We start from the raw sequence: 17,361 nt of genomic DNA on the forward strand, positions 1-17,361 counted from the left end.
GGGCGCAGGCCCCAGCACCAGGAGGTCCTCTTGCGGAACGCGCGCGACCCGGACGGCTGCGGCGATGGCGCGAGCAGCCAGCCGAGGAACTCCGCCAGCTCGGCGCGTCTGCGCCTGGACAGGTCACGTACCGCGCCCGTCGTCCTGCAACCCGGGCACATCCAGCGTTGGCGTCCGAGCCGGTCATGGCCGTTCTTCTTCATCCTCGCCCCGCACAATCCACACTCCGGGGCCCTGTTCGATCGTGTCCTCATCACCCCATGAAGACACAGGAACCAAGTCCGACACCCCGACACGCTTACGGGCACAACGCCTGCGGGGATTATAAGCAATAACTTTGGTTCCTATATGCCTAGATGTCCGATGCCTAAGAACCGGATTGCGTACATGGGTGCTGACTCTTCACTCTCGCGGAGAGAATTACCATTCAGCAATGCTCATTGAGAGAGCAGAACAGCTGCTTCCACTAGCGTTACGAAAGGAGATTCCTATTTACGATGAAAAATCTCTTTACATTGGTCATCGATTATACCCATTGTTTGGCAGAATAGAGCAGCGACTCCGAGAAGTCATTTTCCTACTCAACTATGAATCAGGCGGGGAACTACTGAGTGATAAAAATAAAGAATTGAACGATTGGGATTTGAACACACTTCTTCAGAACTTGTTTAATTGGAAAGCCTACGTTGTTCGAGAAGATTCCGCCGGTTTCCGACAATACAACATTCGCTACAAGAACGAAGGCGGATTGCAAGGGGCAACTACAGCTACAATTGCCGACCGCTTGCCCGCAGATTACATTCAACCGTTAGAACAGCGCCAACAGGAATTCCGGAATAAAAGAAATGATATAATGCATTTCCACACATTGAACATCAGCTCGCTTCAACCGTCGCTCAATCGACTCGATGAATATGCCGAGAAAACTGACGAACTGATTAATGCGATGCCGAAAATCTTCGCTTACTCTGATGGATTTAATCAATCTCTCACCCTTCTCAATTCTCTCGTTGCAGAAATTCCTTCGATTATCACTTTCCCCACTACTCCTGTAGCCTTTTCCCGTTTTTCTGAAATTTTGAATACCGTCAGTAAAAACAATCAGAACATTCTATCCAATATCCCTGCAATCCGCAATATTTATCAGGGCATTGCAAATAACTTCTCGGAGTCTATCGAACGCACAATCAAGACCTGTAGTCTCGCTATCTTTGCGTCAGCGTCCGAAACAATGGAACAAACGATTTCAATAATGACAAAGCCCATCAAAACGGAAATCTCGAAACCTGTTCAGCAATTAGCTCAGATAGGGAATTTGAGTGCATCGATTGTCCGCGCTCAAGTAGAGACCATGGCAAACAATGAACTTGCCGCCCTGCGTGAATCTATCACGAAGATCCCGCGCCCCGAGACAGCAATACCACATGAAATGACGGCACAAGCGATCTCGAAACAATCCCAGCCCCCAACAGCGCAAAGAACGAGAAAACCCCGAGAGATATCGAGGCAGCCGATTCCACGAATGACGCAATGCAAACTAAGAACAACTGAGACATCCTACGATTCCATCCATCCACACGGATAGCAGCACCCATGTAACGAAACGGATCACAGAACACGCCGGACCTCTCTCTTCACCGTTACACAGCATCGTACCCGGAACGGAGAGAGCATAATCATGCTCCCTCACGCGAAACGGCTACGTGACCATACCTCGAGAATTGCAGTTATCGCGCATCTTGCGCTTATACAAACTCGCATGATTCCCTGCAAGCCCTGTCAACTCAGTGACAACGAGTTCAACTGTTGACGAACGCAACTTGCAATGGACGACGCAACCGAATAATCCTTTTCAACTCATTCTATGATTACAATATTCTCAGATACTGTCAGCGAAAGAAGAAAATACAATGAGCAATGACGAAAGACTTGACGTTGTTCAGTTTTCGGCTTTAAGTTGTTTGGCAAACGGCATGCTGCTTTGCCCGGCCGGCAATGAATTTGATTTTCATTTCATGCGCGCGTGGAACGATCAGCACCTCAACAACATTTACCCACACGCCAATCTCAGCATGTGTTGCAAACAAGGACAATCCTGTCCTCACGAACTGATTCAGCAGGCAATTAACGGACATAAATTCACATTGGCAAATCCGAATTGGATGTCAATCCCAATGCAAGAAAATGGACACACCATCTATTATTACTGCCCCGGAAAATTTGACAGTGAGACAAACTCATCCTGGTTACATGAGTACCGAAATGCCGAAGATAAAATGAAATGGATACGAGACACTTGGCTTGCCAGTACCCCAGAAGATTTCAGGATTTTTGAAGACTATTGGAAAAACTTTGGAAAAGTGTTTAACACACTTTATTCAAATAGTAAGCGAAAATCCTGATAACCCATGCGGTAGATTTTCATATATCGGATGCATGCTTGAACTTTCTATGCATCAAAATCGAGAAGCTTAGGAGCCGATCACCCCAGTCCCAATACACTCCAAGGCAAGAGAAACCGCAGAAAGCACTTGAACCCTCAGCCGCTTTCACGCTCTGATACACAGCACATCCAAGCACAGGGACTCTGCAATGTGCTACAGAATCCCCATGCATCAGGAATGCATCAATGCTTTGACTTGGCCCGCGACTTCAATCTTGGCCTTGCTTGCGCTAGCGCAGAGCCAGCCACAGCCTTCGCCGCTTTGCTAGCACGCGGATTACGCAACGTCTTGGAGGCCTTGCTAGCGACTTCAGGAGAAGTCTGTCTGATATTTCTCTTTACCACAATCATCACCCCCTCACATCAACAACCAAGTTCTTCCCTCACTTATTTGTCACAGTAAGCGTACCACATCATTCGAACATATGTTCGATTTATGCCAATGGCTTATTCGGCTTTCCCGCTCGGCCTCAACCATGGCATCGCAGGACCAGATCAGTCAATTATCGCTCAAGTCAGTCTTTCCCCCACCCCATAAATTCACGCACCCGCGTACACTCACAGATATATCGCAAGTCACTTTCCGGGGAGAGACATGGTAATGGAGCACGATGAGACCGACGAGACCGCCACGCCCTACGACGGGCATTCGATCTTAGACGAGTGGATGAAGAACATTCTCAAAACCGCCGCCGACAAGAGGCAGCGCGGAACCGATTTCGAGCGTCTGGTCAAGTGGTTCCTGCAACATGACCCATCATGGCAGTCGAAACTCCAGGATGTGTGGATGTGGGATGAAGCCCCGACCAATGACGGGCAGGATACCGGCATAGATTTGGTCGCCTTGGATGTCGACGGGTCGTATTGGGCAATCCAGGCGAAGTGCTATTCAAAGAGCCTTTCTTTTGAAGACGTGTCCACGTTCTTGGCAAAGGCCCACATGGACAAACGCTACCAGCACTATATGCTGGCAGATTCCGCCCCCGCATTGAGCGGCCAGCTTGAGAAGCTGATTGGAGAGGACACCGAGCTGACACGTGTGGATTATGAGACCATGCGTGATGCGAACGTGGACTGGGACGCGTTCATCCACAACAAGCAAGCAGTCCATCGCACGACGTTTGACCCGAGGCCTCACCAACGTGAAGCTATCGACAGCATCAAGAAGACTTTCGAGACGCATGACCGTTGCTCACTGGTCATGGCGTGCGGCACAGGCAAGACGTTGACATCCTTGCGTCTGTGCGAGGAGATGCTGGGCATGGGTGGCACGGTCCTGTTCCTTGCCCCTTCGATTTCGCTGATCAGCCAGACCATGCGCGCGTGGGTCAATCAGATTCGCGACAACGAGAAGATCAACCTGTATGTGGTATGTTCCGATCCGAAGGCGAGTAAGGTCGGCAAAACTAAACAAGAGGAAGACGAGGCATATGGGCGTTTGACTGACCTGCCCTATCCTGCGACTACGAATCCTATTACCATTGCCCATCGTTTCCGCAAGCACGGCGATGCGCTGAACGTCGTCTTCTCCACGTACCAGTCAATTGATGTCATTCACCAGGCTCAACAGAACGGGCTTTTTGATTTCGATCTGACAATATGCGACGAGGCGCACCGTACGACGGGCGTCATGGATGGGGAAAGCGCCTTCCAAAGGGTGCATGATCAGGAATACCTGCGTTCAGACAAGCGACTGTATATGACCGCCACCCCTCGTATCTACGGCGAGGATGCGAAACGTAAGGCACGTGAAGGTGTTGTCCCCATCGCCAGTATGGATGACGAGAAGACTTACGGCCCCATCGCGTATCGTCTCGGCTTCGGTCAGGCGGTCGAACGAGGTCTGCTGACCGATTACAAGATCGTTGTCATGGGTGTCACTGCGAATATGGTGCGCGTCCCATTCCAGAGCATCACGGACGCGGGGATGAAACTCCAGATTGAAGATACCGCGAAGTTCATTGGATGCTGGAAAGCCCTGTTCGACCGCCGTCATGCGCGTGGGGTCGAAGATATTGTGCAAATCGGACGTCATGCCCGGCGTGAGGACACCAATGATGATGCGAAACGTCCGCTTCACCATGCTATTGCGTTCGCCAGCTCTATCAAGGCGTCCAAGCAGCTCAGCGAGGAATTCCAGTCAGTCATCGACGCCTATACCAATAACGAAACCGATTCCTCCCAGCCAGAGGGGCAAGCGCAACCATTGCGTGTGACCATCGACCATATCGATGGCACGATGGATTCAGAGCTTCGCAAGGAGAAGCTTGCATGGCTCGCTGCCGACGAGGGCGAGTACCAATGCCATATCCTGTCGAATGCACGTTGCCTCGCGGAAGGCATTGACGTTCCTGACCTAGACGCGGTGATTTACTTGTCTTCCCGACGCAGCAAGGTCGATATCATCCAGTCTGTCGGCCGCGTGATGCGTCGCTCCCCCGGCAAGGAGTACGGCTATATCATCATCCCCGTGTTCCTTGAGAATGGCGAGGACCCGGATGCCGTGCTGTCCACGTCCGCATTCTCCACAGTCTGGGACGTAGTTCGCGCGCTACGCAGCCACGATGAACGGCTCGACGCCATCATCAACTCCGCCCAACTGGGTGATACCACCAAGCTCAGCCAGATTGTTGAATTCGACGTGCTCGACGCATCCAAGCTCGACTTGGATCGGAAACACAAGCAGAAAGACAGCAAAAGCCACGTCGGCGACAAGGATCAGAACCCGACTCCCGGCGACGATGACAACCCCCATAAGGACAGCGCGGCACAAGGTGAGCTGGATTACGTCAACGACATGGACAAGGGTGTAATCGCCCAGATTGTGCGCAAATGCGGCACCAAGGTCTATTGGGGCGAATGGACCGCGGATGTGGCGACCATCGCAAAACGTCGTGTCAGCCAAATCGGCGAACTCATCGAGCACCCGGGACCGGCACGGGACGCATTCTTGCAATTCCTCAAGGGTCTACGCGACAGCTTGAACTCCGACTATTCGGAAGTCGATGCGGTTGCTGTGCTCGCACAGCACGAGATCACGAAGCCTATTTTCGCAACGCTGTTCACGGATTCCACGGTCTTGGACAACAACCCCATCGCACAAGGTCTTGACTCCGCGCTGAAAGCCTTGTATGAGGCGGGACTTCCCCGAGTGGACGGGGATGCGACGCTGAGGGATCTCTACGCGAACGTACGGATGTGCGCGAACCAGCTTGAATCCGATGTTGCTAAGCAGAACCTCATCAAGGAGATTTATAACGACTTCTTCACTGTCGCCTTCCGCGACACGGCTGATTCCCTCGGTATCGTGTACACGCCCGTCGAAGTCGTCGACGCGCAGCTGCACATGGTCCAGCGCGCCCTCGAACACGAATTCGGACAGTCTCTCGGCGACCGTGGAGTGCATGTGCTTGACGGATTCGCCGGCACCGGCACGTATATCTGCCGCCTTATCGAAGACACGACGCTCATCAGCGACGCGGACCTGCCGTACAAGTACGCCAATGATCTGCACTCAAACGAAATCGTGCCTCTTGCAGCCACAATCATGGACATCAACATCGAGCAGTCCTACCACAAGCGCACAGGAGGCGAGTATCAGGCATTCCCAGGCGCCCTGCTCACCGACACGTTCCAGATGAGCGAAGACGGCGACACCATGGATGACACCGTATTCCTAGAGAACTCCCAACGCGTTCGCCACCAGCTTGACACCCCCATCCGCGTCATCGTCGGCAACCCGCCGTACCGGGCGGGTGACTCAAGCAACTCCGGTGTCAAGAACACCAAGTACCCCATGCTTGATCAATGTATCAGAGAGACCTACGTGGCAGGATCCGAAGCCACGCTGAACAATTCGCTGTATGACCACTACATCCGCGCATTCCGGTGGGCGAGTGACAGAATCGGCGACTCAGGCATCGTCTGCTTCGTCTCTAATGGAGGGTGGCTCACTGGCGCATCAGGCGCAGGAGTACGCCGTTCTTTTATGGAAGAATTCAACAGCATCTACGTCTATAATCTCCGCGGCAATGCGCGCTGCAGTGGGGAAGAACGTCGTAAAGAGAAAGATAACGTATTCGGTCAGGGATCCCGCACCACAATCGCCATCACCATGCTCGTCAAAAACCCCACTTCCAATGAACACGGGGTAATCCACTACCACGATATCGGCGATTACCTCTCCCGTGAAGACAAACTAAACATCCTCAAGGAATGCGTCCAGTCCGACCCCACATGGGAGACGCTCACCATGGACAGGCATGGCGATTGGCTCGACAAGCGCGATGATTCCTTCTACCAGTTCGCTCCCATGGGCATTCAAGACGGCGCGAAAAAGCTGAATACCGGCATATTCTCCAGATGGTCGGCAGGCGATAAAACAAACCGCGATCCTTGGTGCTACAACTACAATCGCCAAACTGTGGAGACTAGCATGCACAGGACGGTTGACACGTATAATGCCGAACTGCATAGGTGGATTTCCGCGAACGAGCCGGAAGACAATGCCAGGGGATTTCTCACTCATGACGAGACGAAAATCAAATGGACTCGCGAGGTGTATCAAGACATCCTTAATGGCAAGATGGCACGTTATTCAAGCGAAGGCATCAGACTGGCGTCGTATCGGCCCTTCTGCAAGCAGTGGTTGTACTTCGATTCGCAGTTCAACAACTGCCAGTATTTACAGCCGTCACTGTTCCCCTATCGGAATGCGAAGAATCTTGAAATCTGTCTGTCGGGTGACAGTACACTCATCGCAGACACTATCCCAGATCTCCACTTCGTCGGAGACTCTCAGTGCTTCCCTCTGTACTGGTATGAGAAACCAGATAAGAAAACTCCCACGTTTGATTTAGATCCAGTTGACGAGCACGGGTACGTGCGTCATGATGCCATCACCGATACTGCACTCAGAGTGTTCCACTCAGCTTTCCCTCAGCTGACCATTCCACGCTCCGATGGAAGCCAGTCTGGCATTACCAAGGAGGACATCTTCTATTACATGTACGGCATCTTGCACTCCCCCGAATACCGCGAGCGCTTTGCCAGCAACTTAGGCAAAGAACTGCCCCGCATTCCTCTGGCGAAGGATTTCCTTGCGTTCATGCAGGCGGGCCGCGAACTCGCAGACATTCACCTACACTACGAAACTGTGGACCGCTATCCCGTACGCGAGGCATGGACCGGTGAACCGGGGCAAGCGCAATTCGAAGAGGTCTCCGTGGCAGATGGCACCCCGCTCACTCCGCGGATCCTCAATCCTGGCCGAACCGAGAAAATGACCTACCCGAACAAGGTGAAAGATCCAGACACCGGTAAGAAGACGAACGACCTGAGCACGCTCCAGGTGTCTGACAATGTACAGCTCCAGAACATCCCGGTGCGCGTCTATGACTACATGATCAATGGCAAGTCCGCCATCGCTTGGCTCATCGACCGTTACCGTGTCACAACGGATTCCAAGAGCGGCATCGTGAACGATCCGAACGACTACTCGCCCGATCCCCGATATATCGTCAATCTCGTGGAACGTGTCATCACCGTATCGATGAGAACACTGAACATTATGGATGCCCTGCCTCCCATCGAGGAGCTTCCGCAAACAACCAACTGGCCCAAAGAATGGAACGTCATGCAGCAGGACTGACGCCCACACGGGTTTGGCCCCGGACTCCTTCTTGGAATCCGGGGCCAAACAATGCATGGCTTGCGCGCCGCTCTCTCATTGGCAAAAGCCCGTCAGCAGGCTGTTCACCGCCCAGATGAACTCTCCTTCAAAATCGGCACAAACACATCCAGGAATTTCCGACTCCATGTCGCCATGAACTCGGCCATGCGAGGCCAATCCGCCTCGTTCGCGAGCGCAACACCTTCCAGCGAAGTGGAAATCAGGGATGCTTTGGAGGTCTTGCTGCCGCCGAGTCTGTTCCATGTGAGTTGAATTCCTTCCAGCGCATCCTCTATTTCCTTGCTGCGTGATTGCAGGAAGTCAAACATCCGGCGGTTTGCTTCTGCATCTTGCTTTCCGAGGTAAAGTTCAACCCGCGCCTCATCTTGATTGGCAACGCAGTTCACGGCGAATCCGCTGATGCCGAATGTGCCAGCGATCGATCTCCAATCGCTTGGTTTGCGGTTGTCGAAGCAACCGTTCTCGCGATTCGCTTCTTGAACCACGGGAAGCGCATACTCCCAGTACGCTCTGTTCAATTCATGTCTGGTGCGATCGGTAAGCGTGTCATCATCTTGGTCGCGAAGGTAGAACACGAGGTCTGTCGGGTCTTCGTGGAACAGCGAGAACAGCTTGCGCAGAATCGAGATCTTGGCCGCCGTGTTATTGTGCTTTTCCACGTAGATGCCGTCATCAACCTTCAGCGGGGTACGGAATCCGCTTGGATTACCGCTGAAATACCCGCTGATATCGGTTTCTCCGTTCTGATGGTATACAAGGCCCAACAGCACAGAATTGTCTTTATCATGCAGGTATTTCACCACATGCTCGAACATGTCCGCCCAGCTCGAGACCGGTGCTTCCTTGCCTTGGTAGGCGTACTTGACGATGTCCCGACCGGTCAGATCGAAATCCTCATCGTCCAGCGTGCAGGAGTCATACTCTTTCTCAACCGGTTTGAACGCTGTAAACGGCATGGGCCAGATTCCACTTACTGCACGGGAAACCAGCTCATCGTTGCGCTCCTGCATATCCTCGGCACCCCACCGGTCCTTCGTCGCAAGCCGCTGGTTCATCCGCAAGCCGCTGTACTTGTAGCCTCTCTCAGCGTCCCTCTTCTCACGGAAGGTGGCGTTGCTCATGTTGGAATTGTAGGCGGTCAACGTCAGGTTGCCGAGCCTGTGCAACCACACGTCATGGCTCTCCTCCGCGTCCGCCCCAAGCTCTTCAACCCATGCAGGAGTCAGATGTTGCGGCATGATGTGCTCAATGGAATACGTGCCGTTGTCCAACAACGTGTACACGTCCTTGGTCTCCAGCGTGCCATAGTTTTCAAAACGCTCGAACAAGTATGATCTGTACTTCCCGCGCATCTGATACACGGCCTTGTTTGCAAGCGCCCGTTCGAACTCTTCATCGTCCGGGAAGCGGCTACTTTCCTTCTTCGAAAGCAGCACATACTTGAACTTGTCCAGATAGTTGTCAGCTGTGCCGTCGAAGCGCAGTACCTCGCGGTTGAGCATGAGGAACACCTTGTTCAACGAGTTTGTCGGCACGTCACAGATATTGCGGCGAAACAGGTAGTTCTCGACAATCAGCACAACCTGTGCAAGATCATCACTGGATATCTTACCGTCCTGGTTGAGCCGGAAGACCTCCATGAGGAACGGTTCCGCCACAGTAACGTCGAGCCGACGCAACCGGTACAAGGAATCATCGAGTACCCGGTTGTCCAGACCGCTCTTGCCGTCGTACAACTTGCGGTAGATACGCGCATATCCGAGCATATCCTCCAACACATTAATCAAAGGTGTATTGCGAGACGCGACGAATTCCTTGAAGGCACGGTACACATTCTTGAGGGTTGGCGTCACCTGCTGCTTGATGCTCAGATAATCGCGGACGAAAGCGCTGACATCCCCGCCTGTGCACTCTTCGATTTTCGTCCAGTATTTCGCATAGACATCATCTTGCTGTTTCGGATCGAGACCCATGAGAACGTAGTTGCGGATCTTATCGCCCTCGGTCAAGGCGAGACCCGTGGAATTCAGGCTTTCAAAAATCAGTTGCGCATTGTCATCCCCATCAAGAGTGATGCTGATGACTTGTAGCTTTTTCACAGCGTCGAACAGCTGGTCTGCGGTTATTGTCCCTTGAGCGACGCGATCGCAGAAGTACTGGTAGTTGATGGTCAGATTGGAAGCGAGATCAAACTCCTCCCGATCGCCTGCCACGAGCCTGTGCAAAGCATCACGGTCAGCCTTGACAGGACGAAGCTTAATCTTGTCATCTCCGCTGCTCCACTCGTCCACGATGTACCGCTTCATGATCTGATCTGCAACGGTTCCATCAGCCGACTTCGCTTGTCCCGACCGAACCATGTTGGAAATCGCAAGCAGCAACAACGTAACCGTCGTCAAACGTTGTTGCCCATCAATGATGTGATATTCAATCTTGCTGCCGTCCGGCACAATCTGGGAAACGATGCTGCCGAAGAAATGATGACTTCTTCCGTCGCGAATGACTTTCTCGAGATCTGTATACAGCTGACGGCAATTGTCAACCTTCCAGTCGTACTTCCTCTGGTACACCGGGATGACATACCGCTTGTCAGCACCCTCCATCAGCCCAAGCAGCTGAGTCTCAGAACCCTTCATATGGCCTCCACTCCAATGCCCCGGGAGCTACTCGCTGCGGGACATGCAACGGGATGGACGACAGCCGGGATAATACCGATAGTGGTTAGTGTAATTCGTGGTGGTGAACGTGGCGGCAACAGGCGTAAAGCAGAACGAGACACTCAGTACCTCAGTCCTTCCGCGCCGAACTCTCCTTACCCCATTCCCCCGCCCCTACCTGGCGGTAATGTTGACGGTATGAGAACATCAGCAGCCGAAATCCGTGACCATGCAGCGGCAACACTGTCACCCGAGACGCAGCAGCGCCTTGAGCAGTTTCTGACGCCCGCTCCGGTCGCCGATCAGGCCGCCAGCTTGTTCACTCCAACACATCAGCCGGTCCGCATCCTTGATTTGGGCTCCGGGACGGGCATTCTGGCCGCAGCAGTCGCGGAGCGTTCGGCAGACGGCAGCAGCGTGGTCGCTGTCGAACAGGATGCGAATCTTGCCGCCGATTCTAAACGCACCCTGTCTCAGGTGTGCCATAACACGAAGGTCATCAACGCATCAGTGTTCGAAACGCTGCTCGACCCGGTGTTCGACCGTGTCATCCTCAATCCCCCGTACAAGAAAATCAGCCCGATCCGCATTCCCACAAGCGCGGGCGACGTCAAAGTAACCAACCAGTACACCGCGTTCATGGTGTACGCGATCCAAGCCATGGCGGACGGCGGCGAATGCGTCGCCATCATTCCGCGCTCCTGGATGAACGGCGAGTATTTCAAGGATTTCCGCAAGTGGCTGCTCAACGAATGCAGCATCGACGCCATCGCCGTATACGGGTCGCGGCAGGATCATTTCAAGGATATGGACATCCTTCAAGAAATCATGCTGCTAAAACTGACAAAGCAGGCGCAACGGTCCGACGTTCTCATATACGCGTCCGCCACGCCATCGCTTCCGCTGGACCGGCAGCAGGCGGAACACGTCCCGTTCAACCAGCTGATTCTCGGGCATGACCGGATCATCAGAGTGCAACGGCAGGACCCGCGGCTGGCCGGTTTCGGCACGCTGAGCGAACAGGGATTATGGGTGTCCACAGGCAAACTCGTCTGGTTCCGCAACCGCGATATCCTCAGTGCCCAAGACACGCCGGGATCACACCCGTTGTACTGGTCAGACAACCAAGTGGGGCTACTGACACCACACCCGGTTGAATGCAAACGTGAGCAGTGGGTCACCGAGCAAGCCGACGAGCGCAACGTACTGCTGCCCGCAGGCAGCTACTGCCTGGTCAACAGGTTCTCATCCAAGGAGCAAGCCCGGCGAATACACGCAAGCTACCTGCGGTCCGACACCGGATTCGTCGCCGACAACAAGCTCAACTACATTCATCAGGGCACATCGCGGCGAACCATCCCCCTGCCTGACGACATAGCACGGGGACTGACCTTATGGCTGTCCACGAGCATCGTCGACGAATGGTATCGTCAAATATCAGGCAGCACCCAAGTCAACGCGACCGACCTAAGGCAACTCCCTTGCCCAAACAGGAGCCAACTCGCGCAACTTGCCGGGAAGCTGCCCATCGAGGACGACCTCGACCAAGAACGCATCGACCACGCGGCGGAAGGATTGTTTTCATGGACGACGGCAAGCTGACCGGTGAAGCCCTGCACACCCTCGAAGACCTCCAAGTCGGCAACGACCAGCTCAACGAGCGCAGCGCCATGACGCTCCTGGCACTGCTTCAGCTGAAGCCCGGCGATTCCTGGAGCCAAGCGAACAACCCGATGCTCGGCACACGGGCAATCATGGATTGGATCCGCGACTATTACGGCGTTGACTACAAGCCGAACACGCGAGAAACCATCCGGCGGTTCACTCTCCACCAATTCATCATCGCCGGGTTCGTCGAAGAAAACCCAGATAAACCGGACCGCCCCATCAACTCACCGAAATGGAACTACAGGGTCACGCCGGAAGCCTTAAGCGTGTTCCGCCGGCACGATGATGAAAGCTATCAGCGTCTTTTGCGCATGTTCTTGTCAGCCCACCCGTCATACTTGTCCCTCACCGAAGAACGCAAGCACATGCCCAAAACGCCGGTACAGCTGCCCACCGGCGCAGCACTTGACCTGTCTCCCAGCGGGCAATCGCTGCTCATCAAAGCGATTATCGAGGAAATGCTCCCCCGATTCGCCCCCGGATGCCAAATCGCGTACATCGACGACACCGACCACAAGCACGGGGTAATTAATCCCGCGTTGCTCGACCGACTCGGTATCAGCATGCGTGCCCGAGAGAAAGCACCCGACGTCATCGCGTGGGATGAACGACGCGGATGGCTCTTCCTCATGGAAGCGGCAAGCACACACGGGCCGGTGGATGTCACGCGGAAAACCGAACTCCACAGTCTGTTCGCCGATCAATGGGACAAAGTCGTACTCGTCTCCTGCTTCCCCGACAGGAAAACCATGCAGAAATACCTCGCACAACTCGCGTGGGAAACCGAAGCGTGGTGCGCCGACACCCCAGACCACATGATGCACTTCAACGGCTCCAGGTTCATGGGGCCGTATGGGGAGGAGTGAGTGATGTCAAACCAAACACATGAAAAGGGAGCCAGTGCTATTTCCTTTGCTGGTGACGTACTTGCTGGTCACGGGATCATTTCGGAATACTCCCATGACCTGCTCCATGCGGCACAGGAGGCCAAGCGCGTTTCCGGTGACACCGCTGTGCTCGGATACACCGGCATGGGCAGTCTCAAGCATGCGCTTGAAGACTAACGAATCTGACGGTGGTTCCTGACTGACCCGCCACAACTCGCCCAGCAGCATTGCTCGGTGCTACCCGCAGACCGCCCGGACGCATTCGCGGGGGGGAGTTTAGCCCGATTCTGCCCATCGGCCAAAATGCTCCCGGGAGAACTCGCGGATTTTGGGATTTGGTGATTATCTTCCTAATGAGAATGTTGGAATTCCGCGGTTTTTACACATCGGCAGGAATCCGTGGTTGGGAGATTATACGTCGAATGACCCATCCGCGATAAACTCCCGGGAAAACACGGAACTTTACCCGCCAAGCGACCGAATCGCACTCATCACCCACAACAGCGCGGGACTTTACCCGTCAAACGGCCAGTTTGCTGTAATCTCCCACAATCTCCCAAGATTGCCGGCGAACTCCAACGCCCACATGGCAAATCATCCAAAACAAACCGGTCAACGGATAAAGTCCCGCACATCACCCCGGATACCAGCACTCGTATCAGCAAGTGCCAGTACGCGCCAGCCGGCACCATACCGCGCACCAGCCCACGCACGCCAGCAAGCACCAGCACGCACCTGCCCGTGCCCGACAGCACCGCCCCGAGCCTACATCGATGCCGCCGTCGGATCAGAATCCAGCTCCGCCCGCAGCTTGGCGATCTCCTTCTGCACACCGTCCAGGTGTTGTGCAGTACTGTAATACGGTGTGTCACGCCGCCCGTGTGCCAAATCACGGTAGTGGATGATCTCCAGCTTCTCGTAATATTCGAGCGCCTTGAGCGGGCTGCGCTTGACTCCCCTGCCATCTCGGTACGCGAGCGCCAGCCGGCGGTACAGGGATTCCTCGTTCTCGGCGAACCAATCCTGCATATCATCGTCGGTAACCACGTCGAGGATGTCGAGATACGCCTGCATGGCGACTTTCTCGTTGCGCGGCACGCCGTAGCCGTTGAAGAACATATCGGCCATCTTGTAGCGCGCCTCAGGATTCGTCGGATCGGCGAGATACGCCACGTTGTAGCAGTTGCAGGCTTTGACGTCATCGCGCTCAGTCCCGTGAGCGTACTGGTAGCAGTAGCCCAGGTTCAGCGTCGCCCGGATGCCGCCACGCTCGGCCGCAGCCTGATAGTATTCGAACGCCTTGGCGTAATCCTGCTCGCCGAGCACGCCGTCGTAATAGTACGAGCCGAGCAGGGTCATGGCTCCGGTGACGCTCAGTGCCAAATCAGGCAGGTCGTCGCCGGAATCCGGTGTAGTGCGGATTACCTCTTCCAAGGTGGAACGCACGAAACTCGCCGCACGCCCGCCGACTACGCTTCCGGCGTCCTGCATGATGCGATGCGCGGTGGGTACGAACAGGTTCTGTACGACCGCCCACACGGGCACGCCACCCTGCTCGTTGATCTGCTGCTCGATGCTCTGCAGCGTTTCCACGGTCACCGGCCCCATCTCGTCATGACTCAGCGACTCTTCGAAGGACATGTCCTCATCATCGTCGAAATCGTCCATGGTGTTCCCTTTCCCTCGTTGGTTCACTCGTTGGTTCCCTTGCCGGTTGCTGCAACATGACACGTTGTGCTGCCTCATGTTGCAGATCTTGCGGACCTTCGCAGACCGGGCGCCGCGACTATTGCGGCATCCTTTATTTTTCTACTCTACGCGATAACAAGTCTGAATCCAACTTCCGCATGATTGTGCGGCTGTAGGCCTGAACCAGCGACTTGCGGTTGCGGGTCTCGAGCTGCCCGTGATGTCGTGGTGCGATAGTGCCGTTGTGTCGACGGAAGGTTGCGGTTTCCGTCGCCGACTCGTGTCCGTCCGCCGCGTAACCTTACACCGATAGCCGGCGACGCAGCTCCTTGCCGAACGCCACCAACGCCTTATCGCTCCCCGCCGGACCGATCAGGCACACGCCGCACGGCAGTCCCTGCGCGGTTACGATAGGCATGTTCAAGGCGGGAAGCCCGCCGATGCCGGCCAAGGAGGTCAGTCGCATCGTCTGTTGACGGGTGCGTGCCGCGGTTTGGGTGTCATCCTGCTGCGCAAGGGTCGGGGCCACGGTGGCTGCTGTCGGCATGAGCAGCACCTTGTTGCCGATCAGCGACCTGACCATCGCGCGCGCCCGTTCAAGCCGCTCCAATCCCCGGCGGTATACGGCTTCATTGATTAGCGCGTCATTGCGGAACCGCCCCGCGATATCCGGGGCGATCGCGTCCATATGCCCGCCGACCCAATCCCCATTGGCCTGCCACGCCTCGTAGCCGCGCACTACAGAGAAAATGTCAAGGAATCCGTCAAACATGTCGGCGTCGAGCGAGAGCTCATCCCATGTGCCGTTCCGGGCTGTGGCTTTTGCGGCTGCTTTTGCGGCTGCTTTGGCGGTGGCGGTGCCTGCAGTGTCCGCGGTGCCGGTGGAGTCCTCGCCGGCGCTGGTTGCCGCATCAGTTGTCTCGCTGACTGCCCCATCGGCTGCGGTATTTGCAGCAGCCTTGGTGTGATGATGCGTGTCAGCCGTCGTGCTGCGCATACGTTCGCAGGAACGCGCGAACGCTTCGGCGACATCCGCGTCAACCATCTGCCTGGGCAACACGCACACCGCCACCTCGCCGGACAATGCTGCCGGATCCCGGTCCGGGAGCATCGCTTGCGTCACGGCATCCATGGTCTGCACGTCACGGGTCATCCAGCCGACCGTGTCGAACGAGCCAGACAGCGGGTGGATGCCTTTGCGGCTGATTCGACCGTGCGTTGTGCGCAATCCCCATAATCCTTGATACGCGGACGGAATACGGATCGAACCGGCGGTATCGGTACCCAAGCCGATGGCCGCCTGCCCTGCGGCGACAGCGCTCGCGGGTCCCGACGACGATCCGCCGGGCACACGCCCGGGAGCCCTTGGATTCGGCGGCGTGCCGTAGTGCGCGTTGACGCCGGCGAGCGAGTACGCAAATTCGTCCGTGCGCGCGATGCCGATCACATCTGCGCCGGAATCAAGCAGACGCTGAACGGCCGGAGCGGAATGCTCTTGAACCAGCGCATCGGCCAGATACGTGGGATTTCCAGCCCCAACCCGTTGTCCGGCGACCGCATACAGGTCTTTCACAGCGACGCCCATGCCGGACAATGGACCGGGGCGGGTGGCGGCAACCAACGGCGTGCCAACGACACGCCAGATGGTCGGATCAATGGCCCGCGTCCCGGTTGCCATGCCTGCGGCGGCGCCATCGACTGCGTGTCGATGCGATGCCCCATGTGATGTCCAGTATGCCATGTCGTTCCTCCCGCCGATCAATCGGTTAGATGATTCGGGTCACTGAACGCGCCCGATCAGCGTTGCGTCCGATCAGCATCGTTCCCATCGTAAGTCCGCTTGGTCAAGGGCGTGTGACGACGCCAGGCGGTCGGGAATCCACGAAAAAGCATGCGATGAACGTAGGCGGGCACAAGCGCACAGCTGCTTTCAGTTACGACAGATACGACAAGCGACAGATACGATAAGAGGCTCGCAGCCACCATTGCAACGGCTGCGAGCCTCTCACCGGATTACCGGAGATTCCCGGCGATGCGCTCTACCCGGCGCATCGCGGCATCACTCCAAGCGTCACTCCCACTCGGCAAATTCAAGTATAGGGGTGCTTATTTACAATGGTTTCACGAGCGAAACATTCGCAAATATGCCAATGATTTGCGCTCGTATTTTCGGCTGCTTCAATTTTTAGTATCAAAATAGTATCACAGAATATGCTCAAGGCTGCACAAAATAAGGCGTTCACAATCTGAATGTTTTATGGTATTACTATATAATACAGTGGATTTCGCGAAATACGCAACTACTCTTATGACCATTCATAAAGA

At 55.2% G+C, this 17,361-nt stretch carries 10 protein-coding genes; 6 read left to right on the top strand and 4 right to left on the bottom strand.

The genetic code is table 11. The features are described 5' to 3' along the window. The coding region (locus K315_RS10930; RefSeq protein ID WP_425304041.1) for an IS1/IS1595 family N-terminal zinc-binding domain-containing protein at positions 1-254 on the bottom strand (254 nt) is incomplete at its 3' end. 179 nt (positions 255-433) lie between these two features. On the opposite strand from K315_RS10930, the gene K315_RS0104025 reads away from it, so the two are divergent. The 3 genes from K315_RS0104025 (at position 434) to K315_RS0104035 (ending at position 8,093) form a co-directional block, all read left to right on the top strand. Then, positions 434-1,585 carry a hypothetical protein gene (locus K315_RS0104025; RefSeq protein ID WP_029576295.1) on the top strand — a complete coding sequence of 384 codons (1,152 nt, stop codon included), beginning with the start codon at positions 434-436 and terminating at the stop codon, positions 1,583-1,585. 325 nt (positions 1,586-1,910) lie between these two features. After that, on the top strand, positions 1,911-2,402 hold the full coding sequence (locus tag K315_RS10380) for a hypothetical protein (RefSeq protein WP_152571448.1): 492 nt from the start codon (positions 1,911-1,913) through the stop codon (positions 2,400-2,402). Between the two features lie 636 nt (positions 2,403-3,038). Then, the gene (locus tag K315_RS0104035) at positions 3,039-8,093 is read left to right on the top strand and encodes a type ISP restriction/modification enzyme (protein ID WP_081666390.1); all 5,055 of its coding nucleotides are present in this window, start codon (positions 3,039-3,041) and stop codon (positions 8,091-8,093) included. A gap of 104 nt (positions 8,094-8,197) precedes the next feature. Here K315_RS0104035 and K315_RS0104040 read toward each other — a convergent pair whose 3' ends face one another. Next, on the bottom strand, positions 8,198-10,771 hold the full coding sequence (locus tag K315_RS0104040; RefSeq protein WP_029576298.1) for a DUF4268 domain-containing protein: 2,574 nt from the start codon (positions 10,769-10,771) through the stop codon (positions 8,198-8,200). Positions 10,772-10,990: 219 nt separating this feature from the next. Between K315_RS0104040 and K315_RS0104045 the strand changes: the two genes are divergently transcribed. From K315_RS0104045 to K315_RS0104055, 3 genes are read left to right on the top strand one after another with little or no spacing between them, the layout of a single operon-like run. Continuing rightward, the gene (locus K315_RS0104045; RefSeq protein WP_029576299.1) at positions 10,991-12,394 is read left to right on the top strand and encodes a methyltransferase; all 1,404 of its coding nucleotides are present in this window, start codon (positions 10,991-10,993) and stop codon (positions 12,392-12,394) included. Next, positions 12,376-13,326, top strand: coding sequence for a BsuBI/PstI family type II restriction endonuclease (locus K315_RS0104050; RefSeq protein WP_029576300.1), 951 nt, complete (start codon positions 12,376-12,378; stop codon positions 13,324-13,326). Before K315_RS0104045 ends, K315_RS0104050 begins: the two co-directional genes overlap by 19 nt. A gap of 3 nt (positions 13,327-13,329) precedes the next feature. Beyond that, complete coding sequence (locus tag K315_RS0104055; RefSeq protein ID WP_029576301.1) at positions 13,330-13,524, top strand: hypothetical protein; 195 nt, start codon at positions 13,330-13,332, stop codon at positions 13,522-13,524. Positions 13,525-14,112: 588 nt separating this feature from the next. Here K315_RS0104055 and K315_RS09945 read toward each other — a convergent pair. Both K315_RS09945 and K315_RS0104065 read right to left on the bottom strand, forming a co-directional pair. Next, positions 14,113-15,015, bottom strand: coding sequence for a tetratricopeptide repeat protein (locus tag K315_RS09945; RefSeq protein ID WP_029576302.1), 903 nt, complete (start codon positions 15,013-15,015; stop codon positions 14,113-14,115). Positions 15,016-15,337: 322 nt separating this feature from the next. Next, on the bottom strand, positions 15,338-16,777 hold the full coding sequence (locus K315_RS0104065; protein ID WP_029576303.1) for an amidase family protein: 1,440 nt from the start codon (positions 16,775-16,777) through the stop codon (positions 15,338-15,340). Between the last annotated feature and the right edge of the window lie 584 nt (positions 16,778-17,361).

It is taken from the genome of Bifidobacterium thermacidophilum subsp. thermacidophilum DSM 15837, assembly GCF_000426425.1.
GTDB lineage: Bacteria > Actinomycetota > Actinomycetes > Actinomycetales > Bifidobacteriaceae > Bifidobacterium > Bifidobacterium thermacidophilum.

Bases quoted from the DNA above. Each gene is read 5' to 3' on its own strand.
- K315_RS0104055 (WP_029576301.1), top strand. From the start codon at position 13,330: ATGTCAAACCAAACACATGAAAAGGGAGCCAGTGCTATTTCCTTTGCT.
- K315_RS0104025 (WP_029576295.1), top strand. From the start codon at position 434: ATGCTCATTGAGAGAGCAGAACAGCTGCTTCCACTAGCGTTACGAAAG.
- K315_RS0104065 (WP_029576303.1), bottom strand. From the start codon at position 16,777: ATGGCATACTGGACATCACATGGGGCATCGCATCGACACGCAGTCGAT.
- K315_RS0104040 (WP_029576298.1), bottom strand. From the start codon at position 10,771: ATGAAGGGTTCTGAGACTCAGCTGCTTGGGCTGATGGAGGGTGCTGAC.
- K315_RS10380 (WP_152571448.1), top strand. From the start codon at position 1,911: ATGAGCAATGACGAAAGACTTGACGTTGTTCAGTTTTCGGCTTTAAGT.
- K315_RS0104035 (WP_081666390.1), top strand. From the start codon at position 3,039: ATGGTAATGGAGCACGATGAGACCGACGAGACCGCCACGCCCTACGAC.
- K315_RS0104050 (WP_029576300.1), top strand. From the start codon at position 12,376: ATGGACGACGGCAAGCTGACCGGTGAAGCCCTGCACACCCTCGAAGAC.
- K315_RS09945 (WP_029576302.1), bottom strand. From the start codon at position 15,015: ATGGACGATTTCGACGATGATGAGGACATGTCCTTCGAAGAGTCGCTG.
- K315_RS0104045 (WP_029576299.1), top strand. From the start codon at position 10,991: ATGAGAACATCAGCAGCCGAAATCCGTGACCATGCAGCGGCAACACTG.